At 73.7% G+C, this 26,803-nt stretch carries 21 protein-coding genes and 2 pseudogenes; 11 read left to right on the forward strand and 12 right to left on the reverse strand.

From position 1 onward, the window contains the following. A complete protein-coding gene (locus RMN57_RS23705) occupies positions 1–2,190 on the forward strand; it encodes an MMPL family transporter (protein WP_313765347.1) in 2,190 nt (729 codons plus the stop codon). A gap of 80 nt (positions 2,191–2,270) precedes the next feature. Here the strand turns inward: RMN57_RS23705 and RMN57_RS23710 are convergent, their stop codons facing one another. From RMN57_RS23710 to RMN57_RS23720, 3 genes are all read right to left on the reverse strand, one after another. Further along, entirely contained in the window at positions 2,271–4,178 is a 1,908-nt protein-coding gene (locus RMN57_RS23710; protein WP_313765348.1) for a serine/threonine-protein phosphatase, read from the reverse strand. 56 nt (positions 4,179–4,234) lie between these two features. Then, positions 4,235–5,002, reverse strand: a complete 768-nt coding sequence (locus RMN57_RS23715; protein WP_313765349.1) for a methyltransferase domain-containing protein — start codon at positions 5,000–5,002, stop codon at positions 4,235–4,237. Positions 5,003–5,570: 568 nt separating this feature from the next. Then, positions 5,571–8,534, reverse strand: coding sequence for a BTAD domain-containing putative transcriptional regulator (locus RMN57_RS23720; RefSeq protein WP_313765350.1), 2,964 nt, complete (start codon positions 8,532–8,534; stop codon positions 5,571–5,573). Positions 8,535–8,749: 215 nt separating this feature from the next. On the opposite strand from RMN57_RS23720, the gene RMN57_RS23725 reads away from it, so the two are divergent. Continuing rightward, positions 8,750–9,013 carry a hypothetical protein gene (locus RMN57_RS23725; RefSeq protein WP_313765351.1) on the forward strand — a complete coding sequence of 88 codons (264 nt, stop codon included), beginning with the start codon at positions 8,750–8,752 and terminating at the stop codon, positions 9,011–9,013. A 72-nt stretch (positions 9,014–9,085) separates the two neighbouring features. Here the strand turns inward: RMN57_RS23725 and RMN57_RS23730 are convergent, their stop codons facing one another. Next, positions 9,086–9,520: a hypothetical protein gene (locus RMN57_RS23730; RefSeq protein ID WP_313765352.1), complete on the reverse strand. Its 435-nt coding sequence runs from the start codon at positions 9,518–9,520 to the stop codon at positions 9,086–9,088. Between the two features lie 144 nt (positions 9,521–9,664). Here RMN57_RS23730 and RMN57_RS23735 point away from each other — a divergent pair, with 144 nt between their 5' ends. Beyond that, positions 9,665–10,423 (forward strand): GntR family transcriptional regulator, encoded by a 759-nt coding sequence (locus tag RMN57_RS23735; RefSeq protein ID WP_313765353.1) that lies wholly within the window; start codon positions 9,665–9,667, stop codon positions 10,421–10,423. Between the two features lie 129 nt (positions 10,424–10,552). Here the strand turns inward: RMN57_RS23735 and RMN57_RS23740 are convergent, their stop codons facing one another. Continuing rightward, on the reverse strand, positions 10,553–12,220 hold the full coding sequence (locus tag RMN57_RS23740) for a fumarate hydratase (protein WP_313765354.1): 1,668 nt from the start codon (positions 12,218–12,220) through the stop codon (positions 10,553–10,555). 156 nt (positions 12,221–12,376) lie between these two features. On the opposite strand from RMN57_RS23740, the gene RMN57_RS23745 reads away from it, so the two are divergent. Further along, positions 12,377–13,120: a DUF1707 domain-containing protein gene (locus RMN57_RS23745; protein WP_380234695.1), complete on the forward strand. Its 744-nt coding sequence runs from the start codon at positions 12,377–12,379 to the stop codon at positions 13,118–13,120. 351 nt (positions 13,121–13,471) lie between these two features. Then, positions 13,472–13,877, forward strand: a pseudogene (locus RMN57_RS23750) (WhiB family transcriptional regulator); the annotation flags it as partial. A 108-nt stretch (positions 13,878–13,985) separates the two neighbouring features. On the opposite strand, the gene glpX reads toward RMN57_RS23750, so the two are convergent. After that, positions 13,986–15,026, reverse strand: a complete 1,041-nt coding sequence (gene glpX, locus RMN57_RS23755; RefSeq protein WP_313765355.1) for a class II fructose-bisphosphatase — start codon at positions 15,024–15,026, stop codon at positions 13,986–13,988. 236 nt (positions 15,027–15,262) lie between these two features. On the opposite strand from glpX, the gene RMN57_RS23760 reads away from it, so the two are divergent. Further along, entirely contained in the window at positions 15,263–15,778 is a 516-nt protein-coding gene (locus RMN57_RS23760) for a DUF4245 domain-containing protein (RefSeq protein WP_313765356.1), read from the forward strand. A 119-nt stretch (positions 15,779–15,897) separates the two neighbouring features. Here RMN57_RS23760 and RMN57_RS23765 read toward each other — a convergent pair whose 3' ends face one another. The 4 genes from RMN57_RS23765 to RMN57_RS23780 form a co-directional block, all read right to left on the reverse strand. Beyond that, a complete protein-coding gene (locus RMN57_RS23765; RefSeq protein ID WP_313765357.1) occupies positions 15,898–16,500 on the reverse strand; it encodes a malonic semialdehyde reductase in 603 nt (200 codons plus the stop codon). Between the two features lie 150 nt (positions 16,501–16,650). After that, positions 16,651–16,902: an exodeoxyribonuclease VII small subunit gene (locus RMN57_RS23770; RefSeq protein ID WP_238951037.1), complete on the reverse strand. Its 252-nt coding sequence runs from the start codon at positions 16,900–16,902 to the stop codon at positions 16,651–16,653. 51 nt (positions 16,903–16,953) lie between these two features. After that, entirely contained in the window at positions 16,954–18,171 is a 1,218-nt protein-coding gene (xseA, locus tag RMN57_RS23775) for an exodeoxyribonuclease VII large subunit (RefSeq protein ID WP_313765359.1), read from the reverse strand. 10 nt (positions 18,172–18,181) lie between these two features. Beyond that, positions 18,182–19,525 (reverse strand): APC family permease, encoded by a 1,344-nt coding sequence (locus RMN57_RS23780; RefSeq protein ID WP_313765360.1) that lies wholly within the window; start codon positions 19,523–19,525, stop codon positions 18,182–18,184. 87 nt (positions 19,526–19,612) lie between these two features. Here RMN57_RS23780 and RMN57_RS23785 point away from each other — a divergent pair, with 87 nt between their 5' ends. Both RMN57_RS23785 and ppgK read left to right on the forward strand, forming a co-directional pair. Continuing rightward, positions 19,613–20,587 (forward strand): 4-hydroxy-3-methylbut-2-enyl diphosphate reductase, encoded by a 975-nt coding sequence (locus tag RMN57_RS23785; protein ID WP_313765361.1) that lies wholly within the window; start codon positions 19,613–19,615, stop codon positions 20,585–20,587. A gap of 168 nt (positions 20,588–20,755) precedes the next feature. Then, on the forward strand, positions 20,756–21,502 hold the full coding sequence (gene ppgK / locus RMN57_RS23790) for a polyphosphate--glucose phosphotransferase (RefSeq protein ID WP_313765362.1): 747 nt from the start codon (positions 20,756–20,758) through the stop codon (positions 21,500–21,502). A gap of 101 nt (positions 21,503–21,603) precedes the next feature. Here the strand turns inward: ppgK and RMN57_RS23795 are convergent, their stop codons facing one another. After that, entirely contained in the window at positions 21,604–22,308 is a 705-nt protein-coding gene (locus RMN57_RS23795; RefSeq protein WP_313765363.1) for a DUF6542 domain-containing protein, read from the reverse strand. Positions 22,309–22,424: 116 nt separating this feature from the next. On the opposite strand from RMN57_RS23795, the gene RMN57_RS23800 reads away from it, so the two are divergent. From RMN57_RS23800 to RMN57_RS23810, 3 genes are all read left to right on the forward strand, one after another. Then, a complete protein-coding gene (locus RMN57_RS23800) occupies positions 22,425–22,817 on the forward strand; it encodes a VOC family protein (protein WP_313765364.1) in 393 nt (130 codons plus the stop codon). Between the two features lie 75 nt (positions 22,818–22,892). Further along, positions 22,893–23,966, forward strand: coding sequence for a redox-regulated ATPase YchF (ychF, locus tag RMN57_RS23805; RefSeq protein ID WP_313765365.1), 1,074 nt, complete (start codon positions 22,893–22,895; stop codon positions 23,964–23,966). Positions 23,967–24,114: 148 nt separating this feature from the next. After that, entirely contained in the window at positions 24,115–25,455 is a 1,341-nt protein-coding gene (locus RMN57_RS23810; protein ID WP_313765366.1) for an amidohydrolase, read from the forward strand. Positions 25,456–25,506: 51 nt separating this feature from the next. Here the strand turns inward: RMN57_RS23810 and RMN57_RS23815 are convergent. After that, positions 25,507–26,636: pseudogene (locus RMN57_RS23815) on the reverse strand (dihydrofolate reductase family protein). Between the last annotated feature and the right edge of the window lie 167 nt (positions 26,637–26,803).

Consider the following 26,803-nt stretch of genomic DNA (forward strand, 5'->3'; position numbering starts at 1 on the left):
ATGGCCACGTACCTGTACCGACTCGGCCGGTTCTGCTTCCGCCGAAGGCGCGCCGTGCTCGCGGTCTGGCTCGCCGTCCTGATCGCCGTGGGCGGCGCCGCGGGGGCGTTCGCCGGCAGGACCAGCGACGAGTTCAAGGTCCCGGGCACCGAGGCGCAGGCCACCCTGGACCGGATCAAGGACACCTTCCCCGCGCAGGGCCACGGCTCCGCGCAGGTCGTCTTCGCCGCTCCGCAGCCCGGCGGCATCACCGCGCCGGAGTCCGCCAAGGCCGTCACCGAGGCGGTCGGCCGGATCGCCGCCGTCCCCGGGGTGGCGGGCGCCCCCGACCCGTACGCCACCGGGGCGGTCTCCCCGGACGGCCGGGTCGCCATCGCCCTGGTCTCCTTCGACCGGAAGCTCGGCGACATCACCGACGGGCAGCGCGACGCCGTGCGCGCGGCCGCCGACCCGGCCGGCGCGGCCGGGCTGACGGTGGCCTACGGCGGCGACGCCTACAACCGGATGGCCCAGGTCGACGGCGGCGAGGCGGTCGGCCTGGTGGTGGCCGGAGTGGTCCTGGTGATCACCCTGGGCTCGCTGGTCGCCGCCGGCCTCCCGCTGCTGACCGCCCTGGTCGGCATCGGGGTGGCGCTCGCCGGGCTGCTCGCCCTCTCCGGCTCGTTCGAGGTCATCAGCACCGCGCCGGTGCTGGCCCTGATGATCGGGCTGGCGGTCGGCGTCGACTACGCGCTGTTCATCCTGTCCCGCCACCGCCGCCACCTCGCCGAGGGCCTGGAGCCGGAGGAGGCCGCGGCCCGCGCCAACGCGACGGCCGGCAGCGCGGTCGTCTTCGCCGGCCTGACCGTGGTGGTCGCGCTGGCCGGGCTCTCCGTCGCCGGGGTGCCGTTCCTGACCGTGATGGGCCTGGCGGCCTCCGGCGCCGTCGTGGTGGCGGTGCTCGTCGCGATCACCCTGCTGCCCGCGCTGCTCGGTTTCGCCGGCCGCGCCATCGACCGCCTGCCGGTCTGGCGGCGCGCGCTGCGGACCTCGGACCGGACCACCCTGGGCCTGCGCTGGGCGACCTTCGTGGTCCGTCGGCCGGTCGCCGTGCTGCTGGCCGGCCTGGCCGCGCTGGGTGCGCTCGCGGTGCCGGCCGCCAGTCTCACCCTCGGCCTGCCCGGCGGCGGCTCGCAGGCCGCCGGGACCGACGCCCGCAAGGCGTACGACCTGGTCAGCGAGGGTTTCGGCCCCGGCTTCAACGCGCCGCTCGTGGTGGTCGTCGACGCCGACGGCGCGGCGCAGCCGGAGCAGGCGGTACAGGACGTGGCGCAGCGGCTGTCCACGCTCAAGGGCGTGCAGACGCTGCTGCCGCCGGCCGTGGACGCACCCGGCCGCACCGCCCTGCTCACCGTGATCCCGCACACCGGCCCGGACCACGCCGACACCAGGACGCTGGTCAACGAGATCCGCGACCAGCGGGACGGCCTCAAGGCCGCCACCGGCGCCCGGATCGACGTCACCGGCACCACGGCCGCCAACATCGACGTCTCGGCCAAGCTGGGCGACGCGCTGCCGCCGTTCGTCGCGGTGATCGTGGGCATCGCGCTGGTGCTGCTGGCGCTGGCCTTCCGTTCCGTCCTGGTGCCGCTGAAGGCGGTGGCCGGTTTCCTGCTCAGCATCACCGCCTCGCTCGGCGCCGTGGTCGCCGTCTACCAGTGGGGCTGGCTGGACGGCCTGGTCGACGTGCCCAAGGTGGGGCCGGTGGTGAGCTTCGTGCCGATCCTGCTGATCGGGGTGCTGTTCGGGCTGGCGATGGACTACGAGCTGTTCCTGGTCTCCGGGATGAAGGAGCACCACGTCCACGGCATGGCGCCGCGGGAGGCGGTGGTCGCCGGGGTGAAGAACGGCGCGCGGGTGGTCACCGCGGCTGCGCTGATCATGGTCTCGGTCTTCGGCAGCTTCGTCTTCGGCCACGACCCGATCGTCCAGCCGATCGGCTTCGCACTGGCGGTGGGCGTACTGGTGGACGCCTTCGTGGTGCGGATGGCGCTGGTGCCGGCGGCGATGGCGCTGTTCGGCAGCGCGGCCTGGTGGTTCCCGAAGAGCCTGGAGAAGGTCGTCCCGCGGGTCGACATGGAGGGCGAGCAGCTGATGGCGCGGCTGGAGGGCGCGGAGGCCGAGCCGGCGAAGGTCCTGGAGCGGGTCTGACGCCGACGGGCGCCGTCGGGCACGAGCGGGATCACCCGGGCGCGGGCCCGGCGGTGCACGGCCGCCGGGGCTCGCGCCCGTTACGGGAGGCGCTGCTCGAACCAGACCACCTTGCCGGTGCCCAGCCGGGTGGCGCCCCAGCGCTCCGCGCACCGGGCCACTATCTGCAGCCCGCGCCCGCGTTCGTCGTCCGGACCGGCGCGGCGCGGCCGGGGCAGCAGCGGGCTGTCGTCGCCGACCTCGCAGCGCAGCCGGGTGGTGCGCACCAGGCTCAGGGTGACCGGCCGGGTGGCGTGCTGGACGGCGTTGGTGACCAGCTCGCTGACCATCAGCTCGGTGGCCTCGGTGAGCTCCTCCAGCCCCCAGCGGCGCAGCGTGTGCGCGGCCAGCCGGCGCGCCCTGCCCGGTGTCTCGTTGCGCGGCTGGAGGTACCAGTGCGCGACGTCCCCGGCCGGGATGCCGTCGAAGCAGGCGGCCAGCAGCGCGATGTCGTCGCCCCGGTCGCCGGGCGGCAGGATCCGCAGCGCCTCGTGGCAGAGGTGCTCGGGGGCCTGGAGCCGTGCGCCCGCGAGCCGGGCGCGCAGCAGCTCCAGCCCGTCGCTGATCGGGCGGTTGCGGGTCTCCACCAGGCCGTCGGTGAAGAGCAGCAGGGCGGAGCCGGGCGGGGCCGGAAGCTCGACGGAGTTGAAGTCGACCCCGCCGACGCCGATCGGCGCGCCCGCGTCCAGCTCCAGCAGCTCGGCGCTGCCGTCGGGCTGGACCAGGACGGGCGGTACGTGGCCGGCGTTGGCGAGCACCACCCGGTTGGCGATCGGGTCGTAGACCGCGTAGACGCAGGTGGCCAGGTGCTGTTCCCGGCCGAGCCGCTGGGCCTGTTCGTCCAGGTGGTAGAGGACTTCGTGGGGCGGCAGGTCGAGGGCGGCCAGGGTCTGCGCACTGGTGCGGAGCTGGCCCATGATGGCGGCCGAGGTGAGCGAGTGGCCCATCACGTCCCCGACGATCAGCGCGATCCGGTTGCCGGGCAGCGGCACCGCGTCGTACCAGTCGCCGCCGACCTGGGCGCCGCGCTCGCCGGGCAGGTAGCGCTGGGAGAGCCGGACGCCGTGCGGCTGCGGGAGGCGCAACGGCAGCATGCTGCGCTGGAGTTCGTTCGCTATCTCCCACTCGCGGGCGTAGCGCAGGGCGGTGTCGACGGCGAGCCCGGCCTGGGTGGCGAGGTGGGCGGCGGTCGCGGTGTCGGTGGCGTCGAAGGCGGGCCGGCCGGTCTTGCCGGGCGGTCGGCGGATCAGCACCAGCAGGCCGAGGACGGCCTTGCGCCCGCGCAGCGGCAGCGCGAGCACCGAGCTGCCGGCGCCGAGCCGGGCCAGCCCGCGGGCGCCGTACAGCTCGCGCAGCAGCTCGGTGGACCGCTCGGTGGCGCGCGAGTCCCCCTCGGCGCAGCCGTCCGCCCCGAGGACGGCCGGCTCGGCGGGCCGGCGGCTGAGCAGGGTGTGGGCCAGCGCGCCGCCCCGGGTGACCGGGGTGGCCGGCCCGGTGTCGGCGCTGGAGCGGGCGCCGTAGCGGGGGCCGTACCGGCCGTCGTGGCGGGAGCCGCGCTGCTCACCCCCGGCGGTGGAGCGGCCGCGGCGGCCGAGCCGGGTGCCCAGGCTGTGGTGGATCCGCAGCTCGTCCGGGAAGCCGGGTTCGCGCTCGACGTTGGGCAGCGGGTCGCGCAGGTGGACGACGGCGGCGTCGGCGAGGGTGGGCACCAGGACCCGGCAGATGTTGCGCAGCGTCGCGGCCAGGTCGAGGGCGCTGTTGATCCGGCGGGTGGCGGAGTCGAGGTAGGCGAGCCGTTCGGCGAGCCGGTCGTGGGCGCCCTCGGCCGGGCCCGGCTGCGCGGGGAGCGGCGCGGCGGGACCGGACGGGTGGGGCGGCGGGTGCGGAGGGCGGCGTTGGTCCGGGAGGGCAGGCGGCTGTCCGGCCTCGGGGTTGAGCTGGTCGCGCACGGCTGCCTGTCCTGGGGAGTGGTGTGGTCTTGGTGGTCTTCCGGGTTGGTCCGGGCTCAGCCGACGCGTCGACAGCACAGGAACAGTTGCTCCTCCGGCGGCAGCGAGGTGCTGGCCGGAGCGTACGAGTGCCCCGACTGCTCCTCGACGGCGAACCCGGACTCCACCAGAACCCGTTCCAGATCCTCCCTCAGATACCCGCTGATGCGAAGCTCGCGTCCGAGGAACGGGAGCGGAACGTGATCCAGGTCGGCCTCGACCGTGCCGAGCGCCAGCACCCCGCCGGGCCGCAGGAGTTCGCGCAGCCGCCCGAGCACGGTTGGGATCTCGTCCTGGGGGAGGAGCATCAGGGAGAAGAAGGCGGTGACGGCGGCGAAGGTGCCTCTCCCGCGCGGGCCGAGGGCGGGGACGTTCCACGCCCGGTCGGCGCGTTCGGTGGCCAGGTCGTACATGTCGATGCGGTGGAGGACGGGGGTGTGCGGGCCCTGGTGACGCGCCGCCCGGGCCCGGGTGAGCATGCCGTCCGAGAGGTCGATCCCGGTCACCCGCATCCCGGCGGCGGTCAGCTGCCCGACGGTCGGGTCGCCGGTGCCGCAGCCGACGTCGAGGACGGAGTCGCCCGGTTCGAGCCGGTCCAGCAGCCGGCGCCCGCAGGCGAGCTGGCCGTCCTTGACCGGGAAGGCCTCGGCGTAGCCGGCGCCGATGGTGTCGAAGGCGACGGCCTGGAGGGCCCGTTCGGCCCGCCGTCGCAGCACGTGGGGACCGTCGTCGCCGTCCGCGTCTTCGTCGAGGGGGAACGGGTCCGATATCTGTCCGGTCGTCACGATTGAGAGGCACCTTTCCACCCGGGCCTCCGGTCGGCCGGACGAGGCCGGGCCGCCGTCCGCCCGGCGCCCAGTGCTGCCCCGCTGCCGGTGGCGGTACGTCACGCTCCCCGCGTCACACTGACTGCACGCTGACACAGTGCACGGAATCTCCGTGCAGGGACACTCTGCACCGTGGGAGCGCCGCCGCGCTGCCCTTTCCGGATGCTCTGCCCGGAAGATGCACTCATGTGTACTGGCATCTGAGAATATGCGTGATCACTCCGCCATGGGGTCCGTTTCCAGCCAACTCGTGACGGTTGGGTGCGCCGGCCCGGGTTGCGGAAGCACATCGGTGCGGGGCGGGGTGGTGCGGCATCGGTCCGCACGCCGCCCGACTGCCCGGAAGGCGGCGCCGACCTGCGCTTTCGTCCCGGACCGAGCTGACAAGCCGCCGTTTATCGAACGTCAATCGGCCCGGTGCACAGTGGAGTCCAGCGCCGGGGAAGCGTTGAGGGTGCTCCCGCAGCCGGGGGGCTGCGGGAGCACCGAACGCACGGGGGAGGCTGCCGACCGGGGGGACGGCGGCCTACGGCGCAGGGGGAGAGAGGGGCTCGGTGTGCTGCCGGGAGATGAGGTCCGCCACGGGGGAGGCCTCCGGCACACCGAGCCGCGTGAAGATGGCGTGGGCCTCCTGCAGACACGCCAGCCCGCGCGCCGGCTGGGCTAGTCCGAGCAGGGCCTCGCCGAGCGCGGCGTTGGCCAGCCCCTGGCAGTAGGCCGAGTCCAGCTCCCGCCCGATGGCCAGCGACTCCTCGGCGGACTCGGCCGCCTCGGCGTGCTGCCCGGCGGAGAGCAGCGACGAGGAGAGCCGGGCCAGGGTGTAGCCCTGCCAGAGCGGGTTCTGCTGTGACTGGTAGAGCTCGTGGGCCTCGCGCAGGTGCGCCACGGCGGCGCCCGAGGAGAGCACCACGCCGAGCTGGTACAGCGTGTCGGCGAGGCAGGGCCCGTTCTTCGACGTGCGCGCCGCGGCCACCGCGTCGGTGGCGGACTGGACGGCCGTCTCCGTCATGCCGAGCCGCTGCTGGACGCGGGCGATGTTGCTGATCAGCCGGGCCTCGCCGATCGGCACGCCGACCACCCGGCTGATGGCGAGGGCCTGTTCCAGGAACGGCAGTGCCTCGGCCGGGCGGTTGCCGACGCTGAGGATCCAGCCCAGGGTGTTGGCCGTGGCCGAGCGGAACACCGTGGTGTCGTCTGGGGACTGGAAGTCGAGGCTCCTGCGCAGCGAGAGCTCCGCCCCCTGGAAGTCGCTGGCGACCGACTGCAGGGTGCCGAGGGCGAAGTGCACCCGGGCAAGCACGGCCGCGTCGTGACGCTCCTCGGCGTTGCGACCCGCGGTCTCCAGGATCCGACGGACCCGCGGCCCCTGGGTCGGGTCGGGGCCGAGGCTGTACAGCAGGATCAGCAGGTCGATGGCCGAGCGCTGCAGGGAGCTGGGCCCCTCCAGCGCGGCCTCGATCGCGCTGAGCAGCAGCGCGCCCTCGGTGCGGAGCCAGTCCCGCGCGGACTGGCTCGTGTGCAGACTCAGTCCCGCCGAGGTGAGCGTGCCCAACAGCTCCGGCAGCGAGTCGTCCGGTTCGATGGTCTGCGCCGCGCTGTAGACGGTCGGCACCAGCAGGTTGAGCAGCCGCTGGACCGCCAGTTGCTGGGTCTCGGCGTCCCCGATCCGCTCGTTCCGGCGCTGGGCGTAGAGCCGGAGCAGATCGTGGTACCGGTAGCGGCCGGGCGTGAAGCACTCCAGCATGTTCGCCTCGACCAGGGCCTCGGCGAGCTCCTCGGCGGTGTCCTCGTCGACGTCGAGCAGCGCGGCGGCCGCCGCCAGCGGAACGTCGGGGGCATCGATCAGGGCGAGCAGCCGAAAGGCCCGGGCCTCGGCCACGGAGAGCTGCCCGTAGCCGAGCCCGATGGTGGTCTCCACCGCGAGGTTGCCCAGTTGGAGTTCGTCCAGCCGGCGTCGCTGGTCGGCTAACCGACGGGCCAGGTCCGAGACGCTCCACCGCGGGCGGCTGGCCAGCCGTGCGGCGGCGATCCGGACCGCGAGGGGCAGGAAGCCGCAGGAGGTGACGACCGCCATGGCCGCCTCGGGCTCGGCGGCGACCCGGTCCTCGCCGACGATGGCGGAGAAGAGCGCCAGCGCCTCGGCCGGCGTCAACTCCTCGACGTCGAAGAGCTGCGCGCCGGGGATGCCGGCCAGCCGGGACCGGCTGGTGGCGAGCACGGCGCAGCTGGAGACCCCGGGGATGAGCGGTCGGATCTGCTCGGCGTCCCGGGCGTTGTCCAGCAGGATGAGCATCCGCCGACTGGCGAGCAGCGAGCGGTAGAGGGCGGCGCGCTGCTCCAGCGAGTCGGGGTTCTCCGTCACGCCGAGCGAGTGCAGGAAGTCACCGAGCACGGTCGCGGGGTCGGCGGGCGACGCGCCCGCCCCGCGCAGGTCGACGTAGAGCTGGCCGTCCGGGAACTCGGCCCGGACCCGGTGCGCGACGTGGACGGCGAGGGTGGTCTTGCCCACCCCACCGATGCCGGCCAGGGAGGTCACCACCACCGCCTGCCCGGTGGCGTTCATCAGAACGGAGGAGAGGTCGGCGACCAGTCCGGTCCGTCCGCTGAAGTCCGAGACGTCGGCCGGCAGTTGGGCCGGCGGCGGCGGTGTGGCCGGGCCCTCCTCGCGAACGGGGCCGGCCGTGGTCGCCAGGGGCAGGGCCAGCGACGGGTCCGCGGCGAGGATCCGCGCGTGCATGGCCGACAGGCCGGCGCCGGGCTCGACGCCGAGCTCGTCGATCAGCAGCTTCCGGGTGTCGGTGTAGACGCCGAGGGCCTCGGCCTGGCGCCCGCAGCGGTACAGCGCGAGCATCAGCAGTTCGCGCAGCCGCTCGCGCAGCGGGTGTTCGGCGGTGAGCGAGTTCAGCTCGCCGACCACCTCGGCGTGCAGGCCGATGTCGAGGGCGGCGGTGCACCGCTCCTCGGCGACGGCGATCTGGCGCTCGGACAGGCGGAGCCGCTGCACCTCGGCGTACGGCCCGGGGACGCCGGTCAGCGGGCGCCCGCTGAAGAGGCCGAGCGCCTGCAGCAGCAGCTCGTGCGCGTCCTGCACCTCCCCGGCCGCCCGGGCCGTGGCGGCCTCGGCGGCGAGCTTCTCGAAGACCGTCACGTCGACTGCGTCGCGGGGGACGTGGAGGGCGTAGCCGTCGGCCACCGAGACCAGGAGTTCGGCCGGTGCGCGGACCTCGCGCCTGGGCTCGATGACGGAGCGCAGACGGGAGACGTAGGTGCGCAGGGCGGCGACGGCCTGGGCCGGCGGCCGGTCGCCCCAGAGGCCGTCGACGAGGTCCTGGGTGGTGACGGGGCGTCCCGCGTGCAGCAGGAGGGTGGTCAGGACGGCCTGCTGCTGGGGCGAGCCGAGCGCGAGGGGCTTGCCGTCGAGCCATGCCTGGACAGGACCGAGTACCTGGAAGCGCAGCGCCGGTGCGGGCGGCGTTTCCCGAAACTCCATGAAGTCCCCCGATGGCCTGTGGTGTCGATTCCGCGAAGGGCGCTCGGCGGTCCGCCGTGTGGTGGCTTCAGCTTAGGCGGAGGGCCGACTCTGCCGGACAACACGGCAAGCCGCACGATGTTTATCGGACATTTAATCAACCCTACGATACTGGCGACGTGCCCGCGCCGTGCCGGTGGGGCTGAAGACATTTGATGACTGAAAGGCGGCCGCCCATGGCCAACGACCAGAGCGAGACCCGCGAGCCGACCAAGACGGCCGAGGAAGCCGCTGTGGCGGCGGGCAAGGCGGTCGAGGGCGCGGTGGCCGCGTCCTCGAACCCGACCGAGTACGCCGAGCCGACCGCCGCTCAGAAGGCGGACCTTGAGGACGACCTGTTCGGCGATGAGTCCGAGCACGTGATCGAGCCGGCGGCTCCGGTCGTCGGTGAGCCGGACGAGGTCTACGAGCCGCAGAACATCATCTCGGCCCACCCGTAACGGTGCGCCCGGTCCGTGCCCCGAGCTCCGCGTGATGCGGGGCTCGGGGCACTCGCCATTTCCGGCTATCGATTACGCGCCCGGAGAGGGGGCTTCGGGCGTACCGGAATTCCGGATTCGCCATGAACCCTGCAAGATCCCCCGCAGCGCTTCCTGGGCGGATTTCCGCTTGATTGCCACAAGTGCTGACTTTTCGGGCGAGTGATCCGATTCCCTGCGAAAGCCGCGATCCTCTGCCGGGCCCGGGCCCGGGGCTCGATCCGGCTCGGTGGCCGCGTCGAGGGCCGGAGCCGCACCCGGGGCCGGGGCCGTTCCCGGCGCGTGGTCCGGCGCCGGCCCGACCCGGCCCGGGAGGGCCGTCCACTCGCGGCCGCCGGCCTCGGGACGCAGGTAGTGCTCCCCGCCGATGGTGTCCATGTAGATGCCGGTGCGTCCGGTCCTGCTGTCGAGGACGAGTTCACCCACTCGCGGTCGGTAGGCCGCGGCGTCGCGCTTACGGGTGCTCACCGCAGTGCTCCTTGCTCTGGTACTACCCAGCATCTCTAGAGAAGCTAATATCTCTAGAGATGTCAACGGCCCTGACCGGTCCTATCGGCTTACCGACGGCCGCGGGCGCGCCTACGATTTCCGGGCGAGGACGAGGAGAAGGCGATGGTCGGCAGCAGTGGCGAGAAACAGCCCAAGTACCAGCGGATCGCCGACACCCTGAAGGCGGCCATCGACGCCGGCGAGTACCGCGCCGGCGACCGGCTGCCCGGCGAGAACGACCTCATGGACGAGTACGGCGTGGCCCGGATGACCGCCCGCCAGGCGCTCGGCGTGCTGCAGAGCGAGGGCATCGCCGAGGCGCGCCGGGGCGCCGGGGTCTTCGTCCGGGACTTCCGGCCGCTGCGGCGGCGCGGGATCCAGCGGCTCGCCCAGGGGCAGTGGGGCTCGGGCCGGTCGATATGGTCGGCGGACATCGACCGGCGCAACCTGGTCGTCGACCAGGTGTCGGTCACCGAGCAGGGGGCGCCGGACCACGTGGCCCGGGTGCTCGGCGTCGACCCGGGCGCACCGATGTGCGTCCGGCACCGGCGGTTCGTCCTGGACGGCAAGCCGGTGCTGCTCTCCACCTCGTACCTGCCGGCCGGCCTGGTCGCGGGGACGGCGATCACCCGTGAGGACACCGGGCCCGGCGGCACCTACGCACGGCTGGCGGAGATCGGTGCGAAGCCGGTCCACTTCCGCGAGGAGGTCCGCTCGCGGATGCCCGGCGCGGAGGAGAGCGCCCGCCTGGGGCTGTCGGCCGGCACGCCGGTCATCCTGATCTGCCGCACGGCCTTCGCGGACGAGGGGCAGGTGGTCGAGCTGAACGAGATGACCCTCGACGCGGCCTCCTACGTCCTGGAGTACGACTTCGACGCCTGAGCCCTCCGCACGCCGAGCCTCCGCACCCTGAGCCCTCCGCGCCGGGGACGCCCCGGGCCGCGATGCCGGACCGCCCCGGTCGCGAGGTCGCGGCCGGGGCGGTCCGGGGTGCCGGAGGGGTGCGAGCGGCTACTCCTTGGAGCGGACGCGCAGGTTGGTGATCAGCGGGCCCTCGGTGGTCTCGCGGAAGAAGTCGTTGCCCTTGTCGTCGACCACGATGAAGGCCGGGAAGTCCTCGACCTCGATCCGCCAGACGGCCTCCATGCCGAGCTCGGCGTACTCCAGGACCTCGACCTTCTTGATGCAGTCCTGGGCGAGCCGCGCCGCCGGGCCGCCGATGGAGCCGAGGTAGAAGCCGCCGTGCTGGGCGCACGCGTCGGTGACCTGCTTGCTGCGGTTGCCCTTGGCGAGCATGACCATCGAGCCGCCGGCCGCCTGGAACTGGTCGACGTAGGAGTCCATCCGGCCGGCCGTGGTCGGGCCGAAGGAGCCGGAGGCGTAGCCCTCGGGGGTCTTGGCCGGGCCTGCGTAGTAGACCGGGTGGTCCTGGAGGTACTTGGGCATGCCCTCGCCGGCGTCGAGGCGCTCCTTGATCTTGGCGTGCGCGATGTCGCGGGCCACGACCAGCGTGCCGGTCAGCGAGAGGCGGGTCTTCACGGGGTACTTGGAGAGCTCGCTGCGGATGGCGGACATCGGCTGGTCGAGGTCGATGCGCACCACGTCGTCGTCGAGGTGGTCGTCCGTGGTGTCCGGCAGGTACTTGGCCGGGTCGGTCTCCAGCTGCTCCAGGAAGACGCCCTCGGCGGTGATCTTGCCCAGCGCCTGACGGTCCGCCGAGCAGGAGACGGCCATCGCGACCGGCAGCGAGGCGCCGTGGCGCGGCAGGCGGACCACGCGCACGTCGTGGCAGAAGTACTTGCCGCCGAACTGCGCGCCGATGCCGATCTTCTGGGTCAGCTCGGTGACCTTGGCCTCCAGCTCCAGGTCCCGGAAGCCGTGCCCGGTCTTCGCGTTGCCCTCGGTCGGCAGGTGGTCGAGGTAGTGCGCGGAGGCGTACTTGGCGGTCTTGAGCGCGAACTCCGCGCTGGTGCCGCCGATCACGATCGCCAGGTGGTACGGCGGGCAGGCGGCGGTGCCGAGCGAACGGATCTTCTGCTCCAGGAACGAGAGCATGCTCGCCTCGTTCAGGATCGCCTTGGTCTCCTGGTACAGGTACGACTTGTTGGCCGAGCCACCGCCCTTGGCCATGAAGAGGAACTTGTACGCGTCGCCGTCGGTCGCGTACAGCTCGATCTGCGCCGGCAGGTTGTTGCCGGTGTTCTTCTCGTCCCACATGGTCACCGGGGCCATCTGGGAGTAGCGCAGGTTGAGCTTGGTGTACGCGTCGTAGACGCCGCGCGCGATGGCGGTCTCGTCGCCGCCCTCGGTCAGCACGTTCTGGCCGCGCTTGCCCATGACGATCGCGGTGCCGGTGTCCTGGCACATCGGCAGGATGCCGCCGGCCGAGATGTTGACGTTCTTCAGCAGGTCCAGCGCCACGAAGCGGTCGTTGGGGCTGGCCTCCGGGTCGTCCAGGATGCGGCGCAGCTGGGCGAGGTGGGCGGGGCGCAGGTAGTGCGAGATGTCGTGCATCGCCTCGGCGGTGAGCAGCCGCAGGGCCTCGGGCTCGACCTGGAGGAAGGTGCGGCCGCCGGCCTCGAAGGTGGAGACACCCTCGGAGGTCAGCTTGCGGTACGGGGTCGGGTCGGCGCCCAGGGGGAGCAGGTCGCTGTACTCGAAGTCTGGCGTGGGAGCCATGGGGGAGGTCCTTAGTGTTCCGTGTTCCGGCTGCGTCGGCGAAGCACCCTCAAGGGTAGGACCCGCCGGAGCGCCGTACGCGGACAGGTCCGCCTGCGTGACCGGGCTCACTCGGACATGCGTACGGGGCTTGCCCCGGTGGCTAGTCTTGACCCCGTGGACAACTCGCCGTCGAGGGACGACCAGGGCCAGCCGCCCGTACCGATGACCAAGCCGGAGACGAAGCCGCCGGTTCGCGCCGACCACGCCCCGGTGGCGGAGGCCGAGATGAGGGCCTCCGACGCGGACCGCGAACGGGTGGCCGAGCTCCTGCGGGACGCCTACGCCGAGGGCCGGCTGGACGTCGAGGAGCACGCCGAGCGGATCGAAGCCGCCTACGCCGCCAAGACGTTGGGCGACCTGGTGCCGCTGACCAGGGACCTCCCGGTGCACCGCGCGATCTCGTTCGAGAAGCCCCCGCTGGGCGCCCCGGAGCAGGGTCCGCGCCCGGACGGGCCGGTGCGGCTGCCGGCCCGGCAGGAGGCACCGACCATGGTCGCGATCTTCGGCGGCGCGTCCCGCAAGGGCCGTTGGCGGGTCGGCTCGCACCTGCGGGCGGTCGCGGCGTTCGGCGGGGTCGAGATCGACCTGACCGACGCCGTCTTCGAGTCGCCCGAGGTGGTCATCGAGGTGGTGGCCGTCTTCGGCGGGGTCGAGATCAAGGTGCCGGAGAACGTCAGCCTGCACGGCAGCGGGGTCGGGATCTTCGGCGGCTTCGACGTCAAGGAGCAGACGGCGGCGGACCCCTACGCGCCGGTGGTCCGGGTCAAGGGTGTGGCGGTGTTCGGCGGTTGCGAGGCCAAGCCGCGCAAGGGCAAGAAGCTCAAGGAGTGGGTGCGCAAGCAACTCGGTGCCGACTGAGCCGTGTCCGGCCGCCGTCGAGGCCGGCCGGAGCGGGACGGAAGGGCCTGGTCAGCGGCCCCGCCGCCGGCCGCGGCCGGCGACCCGAGTGCCCGGGTGGGAGCAACTCCCGCCCGGGCACTCGCCGTTGCGGCGAGTGCAGGCTGTAGTCGATTGCATGCAGTGTGCATGAATCGTGGCGCGGCGGGGTAGTTCCTCTCGCACATCGCTTCTTGTACGGCTGCGCACCGGAGGCGGCCTGAGGCCGGCCCGGGGGGTGGAGAGCGGGGGCTCGCAGCCGGGCAGGGGTGCGAGCTTCCCCGTGTCCGAGAGCCTCGTCAGGAGTACGGCCGTGCTGCATCCGATCGAGTCCCGCCCCACCGCGCCAGTCGCGTCGCCCGCCACCCCGCCCGTCGTGTCGCCGGTTGCGACCGCCCGGGTGCTGGAGCACCGGCCCGCGCCGCAGCCGCAGGGCGACGACGACCCCTGGCACACCGGTGCGGCCTGCCGGCGGGACGAGGTGGGGCTGTTCTTCGCGCCCTCCAAGGAGCCGACGGCGGCCCGGCTCTCGCGTGAGGAGCAGGCGAAGCAGGTCTGTGCCCGCTGCCCGGTGCTGCTGGAGTGCCGCGAGCACGCGCTGGCCCAGCCGGAGCCGTACGGCGTCTGGGGCGGGCTGACGGCCGCCGAGCGCCGGGTGGTGCTGGCCCGGCGGCGGCGCCGGGACACCGAGCTGCGCGAGGCGGCCCGGGTGCCGGCCCGCCGGCGGATAGCGGGCTGAGCGCGGGCCCGGACGGCAGGAACGCCCGCGGCCTCGGCGGAGGGGGATTCCGCCGAGGCCGCGGGCGTCGTCGACGCGGGTGCGTCCGGGATCAGGCCCTGTCCGGCCCTAGTTGGCGCGGTCGAAGTCGATCGCGCTGTAGGCCCGCAGCTTGGACAGCTTGTGGGTGGAGTGGATCTCCCGGATGGTGCCGCTCTTGGAGCGCATCACCAGCGAGCTGGTGGTGGCGGTCTCCTGGCGGTAGTGGACGCCGCGCAGCAGCTCGCCGTCGGTGATGCCGGTGGCGACGAAGAACACGTTCTCGCCGCTGACCAGGTCGTTGGTGGTGAGGACGCGGTCCAGGTCGTGGCCGGCGTCGAGGGCCTTCTGGCGCTCGGCGTCGTCCTTCGGCCAGAGCCGGCCCTGGATCACGCCGCCCATGCACTTCATGGCGCAGGCCGCGATGATGCCCTCGGGGGTGCCGCCGACGCCCATCAGCAGGTCGACGCCGGTGCCCTCGCGGGCGGCCATGATGGCGCCGGCCACGTCGCCGTCGGAGATGAACTTGATCCGGGCGCCGGCCTCGCGGATCTCCTGGACCAGGCCCTGGTGGCGCGGCCGGTCGAGGATGACCACGGTGACGTCCTCGACGGCGGAGCCCTTGGCCTTGGCGACCCGGCGGATGTTGACGGCCGGCGGCGCGGTGATGTCGACGAACTCGGCGGCCTCGGGGCCGGCGACGAGCTTGTCCATGTAGAAGACCGCGCTGGGGTCGAACATGGTGCCGCGGTCGGCGACGGCCAGCACCGCGACGGCGTTGTTCATGCCCTTGGCGGTGAGCGTGGTCCCGTCGACCGGGTCCACCGCGACGTCGCACTCGGCGCCGGTGCCGTCGCCGACCCGCTCGCCGTTGTAGAGCATCGGCGCCTCGTCCTTCTCGCCCTCGCCGATGACGACGACGCCGTTCATCGAGACGGTGGAGACGAGCGTGCGCATGGCCTTGACGGCGGCGCCGTCGGCGCCGTTCTTGTCGCCGCGGCCGACCCAGCGCCCGGCGGCCATCGCGGCCGCCTCGGTGACCCGGACGAGTTCGAGCGCGAGGTTCCGATCGGGAGCCTCCGGCGCGACCTCCAGGGCCCGGGGGAGGGTGTGCGGGTACTGCGTGGTCATCGTCGTTACCTCTCTGTACGCGACGGCCAGTGAGCGCCCGACTACTGCCAGGTCGAACGCCGTGGTGAGGGTCCTGCGATCGTATCTGCCCACGACATGACTGTCTGTGGCGCGGGTCGCCACCCCGGGGCGGAAACGGTCGGTTTGCCCCTGTTCACCCGTACGAGGGCACCCCGGGTGCCGGTCTCCGGGACCGGATGAGTCACCATGTGGGGGTGGCTGGAGAGAGCAGAGGCATGAGGGGCCGGCAGACGGTACGGGACATGGTCCTGTCGATGCTGGCGGTCGGCGTCGTGGTCTGGATCGGGTACCTGTTCCTGCCGCACGACGCGAGCGGTGACGGGGTCCACGCGAAGGAGTACAAGGTGGCCGCGGCCTCGGCGAAGCGCGCCGCGCCGTACCCGCTGCTCTCCCCGGAGGGGCTGCCCGACCGGTGGCGGGCCACCTCGGTGAGCTACGAGCCCGCCTCGCTGGGCAAGGGCAAGGGCAACGCCTGGCACCTGGGCTTCGTGACCCCCTCGGGCCAGTACGCGGCCCTCGAACAGAGCGACCTCGACCGCGACGCGCTGCTCTCCTCGGTCCTGGCCGGCGCCAAGCCGGACGGCACCGCCGAGGTGGCCGGGAAGGCCTGGGAGCGGCTGCAGGGCGCCAAGGACCGCGCGCTGACCAGCCAGAGCGGCACCGCCACCACCGTGGTCACCGGCACCGCCTCGTACGAGGAGCTGGCCGAGCTGGCGCAGGCGCTGAAGTAGTCCCGCGTGCCCGGCCCGCCGCGCGCCCCGCGGCGCGCCGGGCCCATGCGGAGAGGCAGATGCGGAAGGGCCCCGCACCGGTCGGAACCGGTGCGGGGCCCTTCGCCGTGCCGGGAGGCTCAGACGGTGGTGACGACCTCGTCGTAGGCCAGGCGCGGCGAACGCGGGAACCAGGCGTCCTCGCCCGGCTTGCCGATGTTCACCACGGCCAGCACCGAGTGCTCGCCGTCGGCGAAGAACTCCTTGTTGATGCCCGCGGCGTTGAAGCCGGTCATCGGGCCGGCGGCCAGGCCGGCGGCGCGGACGCCGACGATGAAGTAGCCGGCCTGCAGGGCGCCGTTCAGGGTCGCGGTGGACTCGCGGACCGGGCGCTCGGTGAAGAAGAGGTCCTTGGCCTGCGGGAAGTGCGGCAGCTGGGTCGGCAGCTCCTCGTGGAACTCGTTGTCCACGGCCAGGATGGCGACCAGCGGGGCCGAGAGGGTCTTGGCCTTGTTGCCGTCCATCATGTGCTCGACGAGGCGCCCGCGGGCCTCGTCGGAACGGACGAGGACGACGCGCATCGGCTGCGCGTTGAACGCGGTCGGGCCGTACTTCACCAGCTCGTAGATGGCCTGGATCTGCTCCTCGGTCACCGGCTCGTCGGAGAAGGTGTTGGCGGTACGGGCCTCGCGGAAGAGGAGGTCCTGAGCGGCGGCGTCCAGTACCAGAGCGTCGGTGGTCATGCTTCTCTACACCTCAAGAGTGACGGGGACGGGATTCGTCGGTCCGACCGGCGGGCGCCGATCACACGTTCACAACATGAGTGAAGATTCAACTGTTCCCGGGCGTCAATGTGAGCTGCGTCACGGGCCCTGACCTGGGCTGACGCGCCGTCAGCCGCTCTCGGGGGCGCCTTCCTCGGCGGCCAGCGCCGCGTCCAGCCGGGCCCGGGCGCCGTCCAGCCACCGCTGGCAGACCTTCGCCAACTGCTCGCCGCGCTCCCACAGCGCCAGCGACTCCTCCAGCGAGGTGCCGCCGTTCTCCAGCTGCCGCACCACCTCCAGCAGCGCGTCCCGGGCGTGCTCGTACCCGAGCGCGTCGTCCGGCGTCCGCGGCGCCGCCTCCACCTGCTCCTGCTCTGCCATGGGTGCCAGCGTAGGGGCTGGCACCGACAGCGCGCCCCCCGTTCCGCCCGGCTACTCCGGGTCGTCGGCCACCGTGACGGAGAAGCCGCCGCCCGCCACCCGGGCGTGCAGCGCGTCGCCCGCCGCGACCTGGGCCGGGTCGGTCACCACCGCGCCGTCGGCCCGCTGGAGCACCGCGTAGCCGCGCTCCAGGGTCGCCGCGGGGGAGAGCGCGACCACCCGCGCCAGCGTGTGCCCGAGGTCGCTCTGCGCGTGGTCCAGCCGGTGCCCGAGGGTCCGGCGCGCCCGCTCCAGCAGGGCCGCGACCTCCTGGCCGCGCCCGTCCAGCATCCGGTGCGGCACGGCCAGCGCCGGGCGGCTGCGCACGCCGTCCAGCCCGTGCTGCTCCCGGTCCACCCGGCCGAGGACGTGCCGGCGGGCCCGGTCGCGCAGGTTCCGCACCTTCGCCAGCTCCTCGCCGACGTCCGGCACCACCCGTTTGGCGGCATCGGTCGGGGTGGAGGCGCGCAGGTCGGCGACGAAGTCGAGCAGCGGCTGGTCCGGCTCGTGCCCGATCGCGCTGACCACCGGCGTCCGCGCCGCCGCGACCAGCCGGACGAGGCCCTCGTCCGAGAACGGCAGCAGGTCCTCCACGCTGCCGCCGCCCCGGGCGACGACGATCACGTCCACCTCCGGGTGCTCGTCCAGCTCCTGTACGGCCGCGCTCACCCGCTCCACCGCGCTGAGGCCCTGCACCGGGACGTTGCGCACCTCGAAGCGGACCGCCGGCCAGCGCCGCCGGGCGTTCTCCAGCACGTCCCGCTCGGCCGCCGAGCCGCGCCCGGTGACCAGGCCGATGCACTGCGGCAGGAACGGCAGCGGCTTCTTCCGCTCGGCCGCGAACAGCCCCTCGCCGGCCAGCCGCCGCTTCAGCTGCTCCAGCCTGGCCAGCAGCTCGCCCAGCCCGACCATCCGGATCTCCGCCGCCCGGAGCGAGAGCTGCCCGCGCGCCGCGTACCACTCCGGCTTGGCGTGCACGACGACCCGCGAGCCCTCCTGCACCACGTCCGCGACCCGGTCGAAGACCGAGCGGAAGCAGGTCACCGTCAGCGAGACGTCCGCCTGCGGGTCGCGCAGCGTCAGGAAGACCACGCCCGCCCCCGGGCGCCGGCTGAGCTGGGTGATCTGCCCCTCCACCCAGACCGCGCCGAGCCGGTCGATCCAGCCGCCGATCAGCGCGGAGACCTTGCCGACCGGGAGCGGGGCTTCGGGGGAGCTGGTGTTGGCCATGCGTACGAGGCTATCGGCGGATGCCGACAGCGGAGGCCCCCTGGACGAGGAGGACGACCACTCCCACCGCCAACCAGACCAGCCCGGCGATCTGCGCCGTGTGCGAGGCCTCGTAGACCACCGCCCCGATCACCGCGATGCCCAGCACCGGCACCACCACGTGCCCCAGCCAGTTGCGGGAGTGGTGCTTGACCGCGTACCAGCCCACCACCGAGGCGTGCAGCAGTGCGAAGGCGGTCAGCGCGCCGATGTTGACCACCGAGGTCAGCCGGTCCAGCCCGTCGTCCCGCTCGGCCGCCCAGACCGCCGCGGCCATCGTGATCACCGCCGCCGCCAGCAGTGCCCGGCGCGGCACCGCCGAGGCCGGGTCGACGGTGCCGAGGACCCGCGGCAGCCGCCCGTCCCGGGCCATCGCGTACAGCAGCCGCCCGGCCGCGGCCTGGCCGGCGAGCGCGGCGAAGGCGGCGCCGATCGCCTTGCTCGCCGCCACCAGCACGTGCAGCCAGTGCCCGACGGAGCCCTCCACCGTGTCGTAGAACGCCGAGCCCTGGGCGGCCGGGTCGGCGGCCAGCTCCTGCGGGGTCACCGGCTCCAGCAGCGCCGCCAGGTAGGTCTGGGTCACGAAGAGCACCCCGGCCAGCACCAGGCACCAGAGGACCGCCCGCGCCACCGCCGCCGACGCGCCGACCGCCTCCTCGACGAAGGTGGCGATCGCGTCGAAGCCCAGGTAGGAGAGGACGGCCACGGAGACCGCCGAGACCACCGCGGTAGCGGAGAAGCCGCCGACGGCGGTCAGCGGCGTGTCCCAGCCGCGCTGCGCGCCGTCCCGCACCAGCACCACCACCGCCGCCACCGTGAACACCGCCAGCACCGCGAGTTCCATCGCCAGCACGGCGAAGCCGACCGCGGCCGCCGTCCGCACCCCGGCGAGGTTGAGCGCGGTGGTCACCAGCACGGCCAGGGCCGTCCAGAGCCAGCGCGACACGCCCGGGACCAGCGAGTGCAGCGCGATGCCCGAGAAGAGGTACGCCACCGCCGGGATCAGCAGGTAGTCGAGCATCGCCATCCAGCCGGCGATGAACCCGGGCCCCTCGCCCAGGCCGGCCCGCGCGTAGGCGAACACCGAGCCGGTCTGCGGCACCGCCCGCACCATCTGGGTGTACGACCAGGCGGTGAACCCCATCGCGACGGTCGCCGCCAGGTAGACCGAGGCCACCGCGCCGTGGCTCTTCGCGTCCAGCACGCCGAACACGCCGACCGGCGCCATCGGGGCGATGAACAGCAGCCCGTAGACCATCAGGTCGCGCACGCCCAGGCTGCGCCGCAGGCCGCCGGTTCCGACTCGCTCGCTCATGGGGACCACGATCGGGCATCGACGGTCGAAACCGGGCCGACGGCGCCGCGCGTCGGCGCGGCCCGCCGCCGCCCGTACGATGGAGCCATGTCCAACACCGCGCAGCGCCGTGTCCTGCTCGCCGCCCCCCGGGGCTACTGCGCGGGCGTCGACCGCGCCGTGATCGCCGTGGAGAAGGCCCTGGAGCAGTACGGGGCGCCGATCTACGTCCGCAAGCAGATCGTCCACAACAAGTACGTGGTGCAGACCCTGGAGAAGAAGGGCGCGATCTTCGTCGACGAGACGGAGGAGGTGCCCGAGGGTTCGATCGTGGTGTTCTCGGCCCACGGCGTCGCGCCCTCCGTCCACGACGAGGCCAAGGCCGGCAGGCTCGCCACCATCGACGCCACCTGCCCGCTGGTGACCAAGGTGCACAAGGAGGCCGTGCGCTTCGCCGACGAGGGCTTCGACATCCTGCTGGTCGGCCACGAGGGCCACGAGGAGGTCATCGGCACCATGGGCGAGGCCCCGGACCGGATCCACCTGGTGGACGGGGCCGAGGACGTCGCCCAGGTGCAGGTCCGCGACGAGTCCAAGGTCGTCTGGCTCTCCCAGACCACGCTCTCGGTGGACGAGACCATGGCCACCGTCGGCGAGCTGAAGAAGCGCTTCCCGCTGCTGGTCAGCCCGCCCAGCGACGACATCTGCTACGCCACCCAGAACCGCCAGGTCGCCGTCAAGCAGATGGCGCCCGAGACGGACCTGCTGATCGTGGTCGGCTCCAAGAACTCCTCCAACTCCGTCCGCCTGGTCGAGGTCGGCCTGGAGTACGGCGCCAAGGCCGCCCACCTGGTGGACTTCGCCGAGGAGATCCAGGAGTCCTGGCTGGAGGGCGTCACCACGGTCGGCCTGACCAGCGGCGCCTCGGTGCCGGAGATCCTGGTCGAGGGCGTCCTGGAGTGGCTGGCCGCGCGCGGCTACGACGACGTGTCGACGGTGAAGACCGCCGAGGAGCACCTGACCTTCTCGCTGCCCAAGGAGCTCCGCCGCGACCTGCGCGCCGAGGCCGCCGGCAAGCTCTGATCCCTCCCGGGCCCCGTCCCGCGAAGACCCGGCACCCCGCCACGGGGTGCCGGGTCTTCCGCTGTGCGCGCCCGGGCGGGCTCTCGTAGCTTGGTGCAGAGGTATGCACAGGCTGTGGACAACCCGGCCTGCGGTCGTGGACAACGGAGTCGGCGGAGGGCGGTCGTCATGACGGCGGTATTCGGTGTGGACATCGGCGGGTCGGGCATCAAGGGTGCCCCCGTCGACCTCGGCCGGGGCGTGCTCGCCCAGGAGCGGCACAAGGTCCTCACCCCGCAGCCCTCCGCACCGGAGGCCGTCGTCGCCGTCGTCCGCGAGGTGGTCCGGCACTTCGACCACCAGGGCCCGGTGGGGCTGACCTTCCCCGGTGTGGTGGTGAACGGCCGGACCAGGACCGCCGCCAACGTCGACAAGGGCTGGATCGGCCTGGACGCGGAGGGGCTGTTCCGCGAGGCACTCGATCTGCCGGCCACCGTGCTCAACGACGCCGACGCCGCCGGGCTGGCCGAGCTCACCCACGGCGCCGGCCGCGACCGGCCGGGCGTGGTGCTGGTCCTCACCTTCGGCACCGGCATCGGCAGCGCCCTGTTCGTGGACGGCGCGCTGGTGCCCAACACCGAGCTGGGCCACCTGGAGCTGCGCGGCAAGGACGCCGAGCGGCGGGCCTCCTCGGCGGCCAGGGAGCGGCACGGGCTGAACTGGGCGGAGTGGGCCGGGCGGGTCGACGAGTACCTCGACCTGGTGGAGATGCTCTTCTCGCCGCAACTGATCGTGATCGGCGGCGGGGTGAGCCGCAAGCACGAGAAGTTCCTGCCGCTGCTGCGCGAGCGCGAGGCGCAGGTCGTCCCGGCGGAGCTGCGCAACGACGCCGGGATCGTCGGGGCGGCGATGGCGGCGGCCCGCGACGCCGGCTGATCCGGTCACCGGGAGGGGGTGCGCCGGGAGGGGCGGGCAGGTGTGTCCCGGGAGGGGCGGGCAGGGGGTGCGCCGGGACGGGGCGGCCGGTCGGCCGCCCCTCAGCGCGTCCGGTGGATCCGCTTCTGGGCGACGAACCGGGCCAGCACGATCACCGCGGCCAGGCCGGTGCCGGAGAACAGCCAGCCGGCCCGCAGCGCCAGGCCGGTCGCCAGCGCCACCACCTGGGCGGTCACCCCGGAGGAGGCGACCGGGCCGAGCAGCAGCAGCGCGGCGGCGAACGCGATCGGCCCGCTGATCGGCGCGGCCAGCAGGTCGGCGAAGCGCACCCGGACGGCCAGCTGGAAGCAGACCACCAGGTAGCCGACGCCGAACAGCACCCCGAGCCCGCCGAAGAGCAGCCGGTCCAGGCCGGCCGCCGCGACGGTCGCGGCCACCGCGGCCACGCCGGTGCCGACCGCGGTCAGCCGGGTCGGCCGCCCGGTGCGCCGGCGCCCGTAGAGGCGGCCGTTCGGGCGGCCGTCACCGCGTTCGCCGGTGCGCTCGGGGGACCGCCCGTCGGACCGCCCGTCGGGCCGCCCGTCGGAGCGCTCGCCGAACGGCAGGTGCAGCCGCGGCCGGGCGCCGCCGGAGCGGCCGCGGTCGGTGGCGCCGGCCACCGGGCGCAGCCGGGAGGCGGGGGCGGCCGCCCCGACCGGCCCGGCGGTCTCGGGGGCCCGCCCGGGGCCGGGGACGGCGGCCCCGGCCGCGCCGTTCGGCGGTCGGCGTCTGGGCCCTGGCGGCTGGGTTCGGATGCTCTGCTCCACCCACCCAACGTACGGTCCGATCATCGCCACACTGTGTAATGGCCGTTCGGGAGCTTGCTCCGTGTCTTCGAACGGAGTACTGATGTGATCGTCGATCAACTCGTCCGGGGGGATGCATGACCGCGGGATTCACCTTCGAACGGCTGCACCACGTGCAGCTGGACATCCCGGCCGGGGCCGAGGACGAGTGCCGCGCCTTCTGGCACGGCGTGCTCGGGATGACCGAGCTGCCCAAGCCCCCGGTGCTGGCGGCGCGCGGCGGCTGCTGGTTCCGCGGCGGCGGGGTGGAGGTGCACCTCGGCGTGGTGGCGGACTTCCGTCCCTCCGGCAAGGGCCACCCGGGTATCCAGGTGAACGACCTGGACGCGCTCGCCGACCACCTGGCCGCCCACGGCCACGAGGTGGTCCGGGACGGCGAGCTGCCCGGCCACCGCCGCTTCCACAGCCACGACCGGCTGGGCAACCGGCTGGAGTTCCTGGAGCCGCTACCGCGGGCGGCCGGCGCCTGACCGGCTGCCCGTAGACTGGGGGATCGGCCCGTACGGTGCCGACCCAACTCCTCCAAGCCCACGGGACTGCGCTTCATGTCGCTCACGATCGGAATCGTCGGCCTGCCGAACGTCGGCAAGTCGACCCTGTTCAACGCCCTGACCAAGAACGACGTGCTGGCGGCCAACTACCCGTTCGCCACCATCGAGCCCAACGTCGGCGTCGTCGGCGTCCCGGACGAGCGCCTCGCCAAGCTCGCCGAGATCTTCGGCTCGCAGCGCATCCTCCCGGCCACCGTCGACTTCGTCGACATCGCGGGCATCGTGCGCGGCGCCAGCGAGGGCGAGGGCCTGGGCAACAAGTTCCTGGCCAACATCCGCGAGTCGGACGCGATCTGCCAGGTCGTGCGCGCCTTCACCGACCCGGACGTGGTGCACGTGGACGGCAAGGTGTCGCCCAAGGACGACATCGAGACCATCCACACCGAGCTGATCCTGGCCGACCTCCAGACCATCGAGAAGGTGCTGCCCCGGCTCCAGAAGGAGGCGCGCCTGAAGAAGGACACCGCCCCCGTCCTGGCCGCCGCCGAGGCCGCCCAGGCGATCCTGGAGACCGGCAAGACGCTCTTCGAGGCCGGCTTCGACACCGCCCCGATCCGTGAGCTGCACCTGCTGACCGCCAAGCCCTTCCTCTACGTCTTCAACGTGGACGAGGACGAGCTGGCCGACGAGGACTTCAAGAACGCCCAGCGCGAGCTGGTCGCCCCCGCCGAGGCGATCTTCCTCAACGCCAAGATCGAGTCCGAGCTGATCGAGCTGGACGACGCCGAGGCGCTCGAACTGCTCCAGTCGATGGGCCAGGAGGAGCCCGGCCTCGCCACCCTGGCCCGGGTCGGCTTCGACACCCTGGGCCTGCAGACCTACCTCACGGCCGGCCCCAAGGAGACCCGCGCCTGGACGATCAAGAAGGGCGCCACCGCCCCCGAGGCCGCCGGCGTGATCCACACCGACTTCCAGAAGGGCTTCATCAAGGCCGAGGTCATCTCCTTCCACGACCTGGTCGAGACCGGCTCCATCGCCGAGGCCCGCAGCAAGGGCAAGGCCCGCATCGAGGGCAAGGAGTACATCATGCAGGACGGCGACGTGGTGGAGTTCCGCTTCAACGTCTGATCCCCTGCACGGATCCGGGAGCGCCCGGCCGCTGTCCTCGGACGGTGGCCGGGCGCTCCCGTTCCGAGACGGCGGGACATTGACTTCCCCCGGCGGTCGCTTGGTTGACTGTCGATCAGATGTGAGTTGATCACGCGATGGGGGAATCATGACTCGTTCGAACCGGCCTGCCCTGAGCCGCCGTGCGCTGCTGGGCGGGACCGCGGCCGCGGGGGTGGGCGCCGTGCTGGCGTCCGGGACGGCGACGGCCGCGGCGGACTCCGCGCACCGGCGCAACCCGATCGACCAGGCCGCGGTCGACGCCGTGGCCGCGCGGCTCGACGGCGACCTGCTCGCCCTGCGGCGGCAGCTGCACGCGAACCCCGAGACGGCCGGCCAGGAGACGCACACCGCCGCGGCGGTGGCGCAGCGGCTCCGGGCCGCCGGACTGGAGGTCACCACCGGGGTGGGGGCCACCGTGGACAAGGACGGCAAGCCGGTGCCCGGGACCGGCGTGGTGGCCGTCCTGCGGGGCGCCCGCCCCGGGCGCACGGTGGCGTACCGCGCCGACATGGACGCCGTGCCGGGCGACGGCATCATGCCGCGGCAGCCGGACCGCCCGGCGGCGCACGCCTGCGGGCACGACATCCACACCACCGTGGGGGTCGGCGTCGCGCAGGTGCTGGCGCAACTGCGGCACCGGCTCAGCGGCACGGTCGCGTTCTTCTTCCAGCCCGGCGAGGAGAGCCTGCGCGGGGCCGAGGCGATGATCGGCGAGCGGGTGCTGGAGCGCACCGGCGCCGAGGAGATCCACGCCCTGCACTGCGGGCCGTACCCGGTGGGGCAGTTCGCGGTGACCCCGGGCACCGGGCTGCCGGGCCAGGACCAGGCGCTGATCGCGCTCACCGGTCCGGACGCGGTCGGGGCGGCCGCCCGGCTGGCGGCCGGGATCACCGCGCTCGGCACGGTGGCGCTGCCGCAGACACCGGCGGACCTGGAGCGGATGGTCGCGGACGTGCAGACGCCGGACGGGCCGCTCGCCCGGTTCCTGGTGACCCAGGCCAGGGCCGCGGACACGCCGGACGCCGAGGGCCGGGTCACGGTCGCGGTGAAGTTCCGCTGCTGGCCCGAGGAGCGCACCCCGGAGATCCGCGAGGAGATCCGCCGGCTGGCGCAGCCGTACGCGGGGGCGGTCGCCTTCCCGAAGCCGCCGTTCCCGGCGCTGGTCTGCCCCGAGGAGGAGACCGACGCACTGGCCCGGCACCTGCGCCGGGTGCTCGGTCCGGGCGGGGTGACGGTGAACCACACGGCCTACCCCTTCAACGGGGAGGACTACGCGCTGTTCCTGCAGCGGATCCCCGGCACCTACACCTTCCTCGGGGTCCGCACGCCCGGGTCCGGGATCGAGACGAGCTACCCGCACTACGAGACCTTCGTCCCGGACGAGCGGGCGATCGGCGTCGGCGTCCGGGCGATGGCCGGCTGGCTGGCCACCCGCGCCCACTGCTGAGCCACCGGCGCCGGGACCGGCCGCACCCGCGGCCGGTCCCGGCGGCCGGCCTCAGCCCAGCAGGTGGGCGTTGACCGCGCGGGCCTCCTCGGCCAGCTCCGGCAGCTCCACCAGCTCGATCCCGGCCGCCTCCAGGAGCGCCGCGCCCTGGGTGTCCGCGACGAAGGTGGCCGGCTCGCGCCAGGCCACCACCACCCGCGGGACGCCCGCCGCGATCAGCAGCCGGGCGCACGGCCGCGGCCGCGAGGCACGCCGCCCGCACGGCTCCAGCGAGCTGTAGACGGTGGCGCCGCGCAGCCGGGGGTCGTCGGCCGGGAGCTTGGCCAGGGCCGCCTCCTCGGCGTGGTCGTGCGGGTCGGACTCGCGGCTGTAGCCCTCCGCGAGCACCTCGCCGCCCGCGCCGACGATCACCGCGCCGACCGAGAACGCCGTCCCGGACGGCGGGCACCGGCGGGAGAGCTCGACGGCCCTCCGGAGGAAGTCGAGGTCGGCGGTCACGGGGCGGGCTCCTTCGGGGCGTACCTGAGCAGGACGACGTCGCCCACGGTACGTGCCTCCAGCAGCCGCATCCGGCGGGCCGGGCCGCCGGGGAAGGCCGCGGGGTGGACGAAGCGCGGCGCGTCCGCCTGCCCGACCAGCAACGGGGCGACGGCCAGCTGGAGTTCGTCGGCCAGGCCCCGGGCCAGGAACTGGGTGTGCACACTGCCGCCGCCCTCGACCATCAGCCGGCGCACCCCGCGCGCCCCGAGGTCGTCCAGCACCGCGCCGAGGTCCACGGTGCCGCCGAGGGACACCACCTCGGCCAGCCCGTCCAGCGCGGGGCGCAGTACGGCCGCCCCGGTGTCGGTGGTGTACGCCAGCCGGGCGCCGCCGGTGTGCCAGAACCGCAGCGACGGGTCGAGCGCGCCGCTCGCGCTGAGGGTGACCTTCAGCGGGTACTCGGGGCGGCCGGCCGCGAGCCGGGCGGCCCGCCGGGCGGGGTCGTTGACCAGCAGCCGGGGGTTGTCCGCGCGGAGCGTGTTGCCGCCGACCAGGATCGCGTCGCTGGCGGCGCGCTCCTCGTCCACCCGGTCGAAGTCGGCCGGGTTGGAGAGCAACAGCCGCTCGGGGCCGGCGTCGTCGAGGTGTCCGTCGAGCGACACTGCGGCGCTCAGCAGGACGAAGGGGCGCGGGGCGGTCATGGTGGAACCGTTCTGTCGGGTGCCGCTCCACGGTACGGCCCGCCGGCCGCGGGGAGCCGCGCGAGGGTTGCTGTTCGTCCGGCGGCCCGCTGTCGGAGGGGCGGCGTTCGCCGAGGGGCCCCACCCTGGTCCGGACCTCGCACCGCCCCCACGTCGAAGGGCTGTCC

Origin of the sequence: Kitasatospora sp. CM 4170 (assembly GCF_032110285.1) — a bacterium.
GTDB classification, from domain to species: Bacteria; Actinomycetota; Actinomycetes; order Streptomycetales; family Streptomycetaceae; genus Kitasatospora; species Kitasatospora aburaviensis.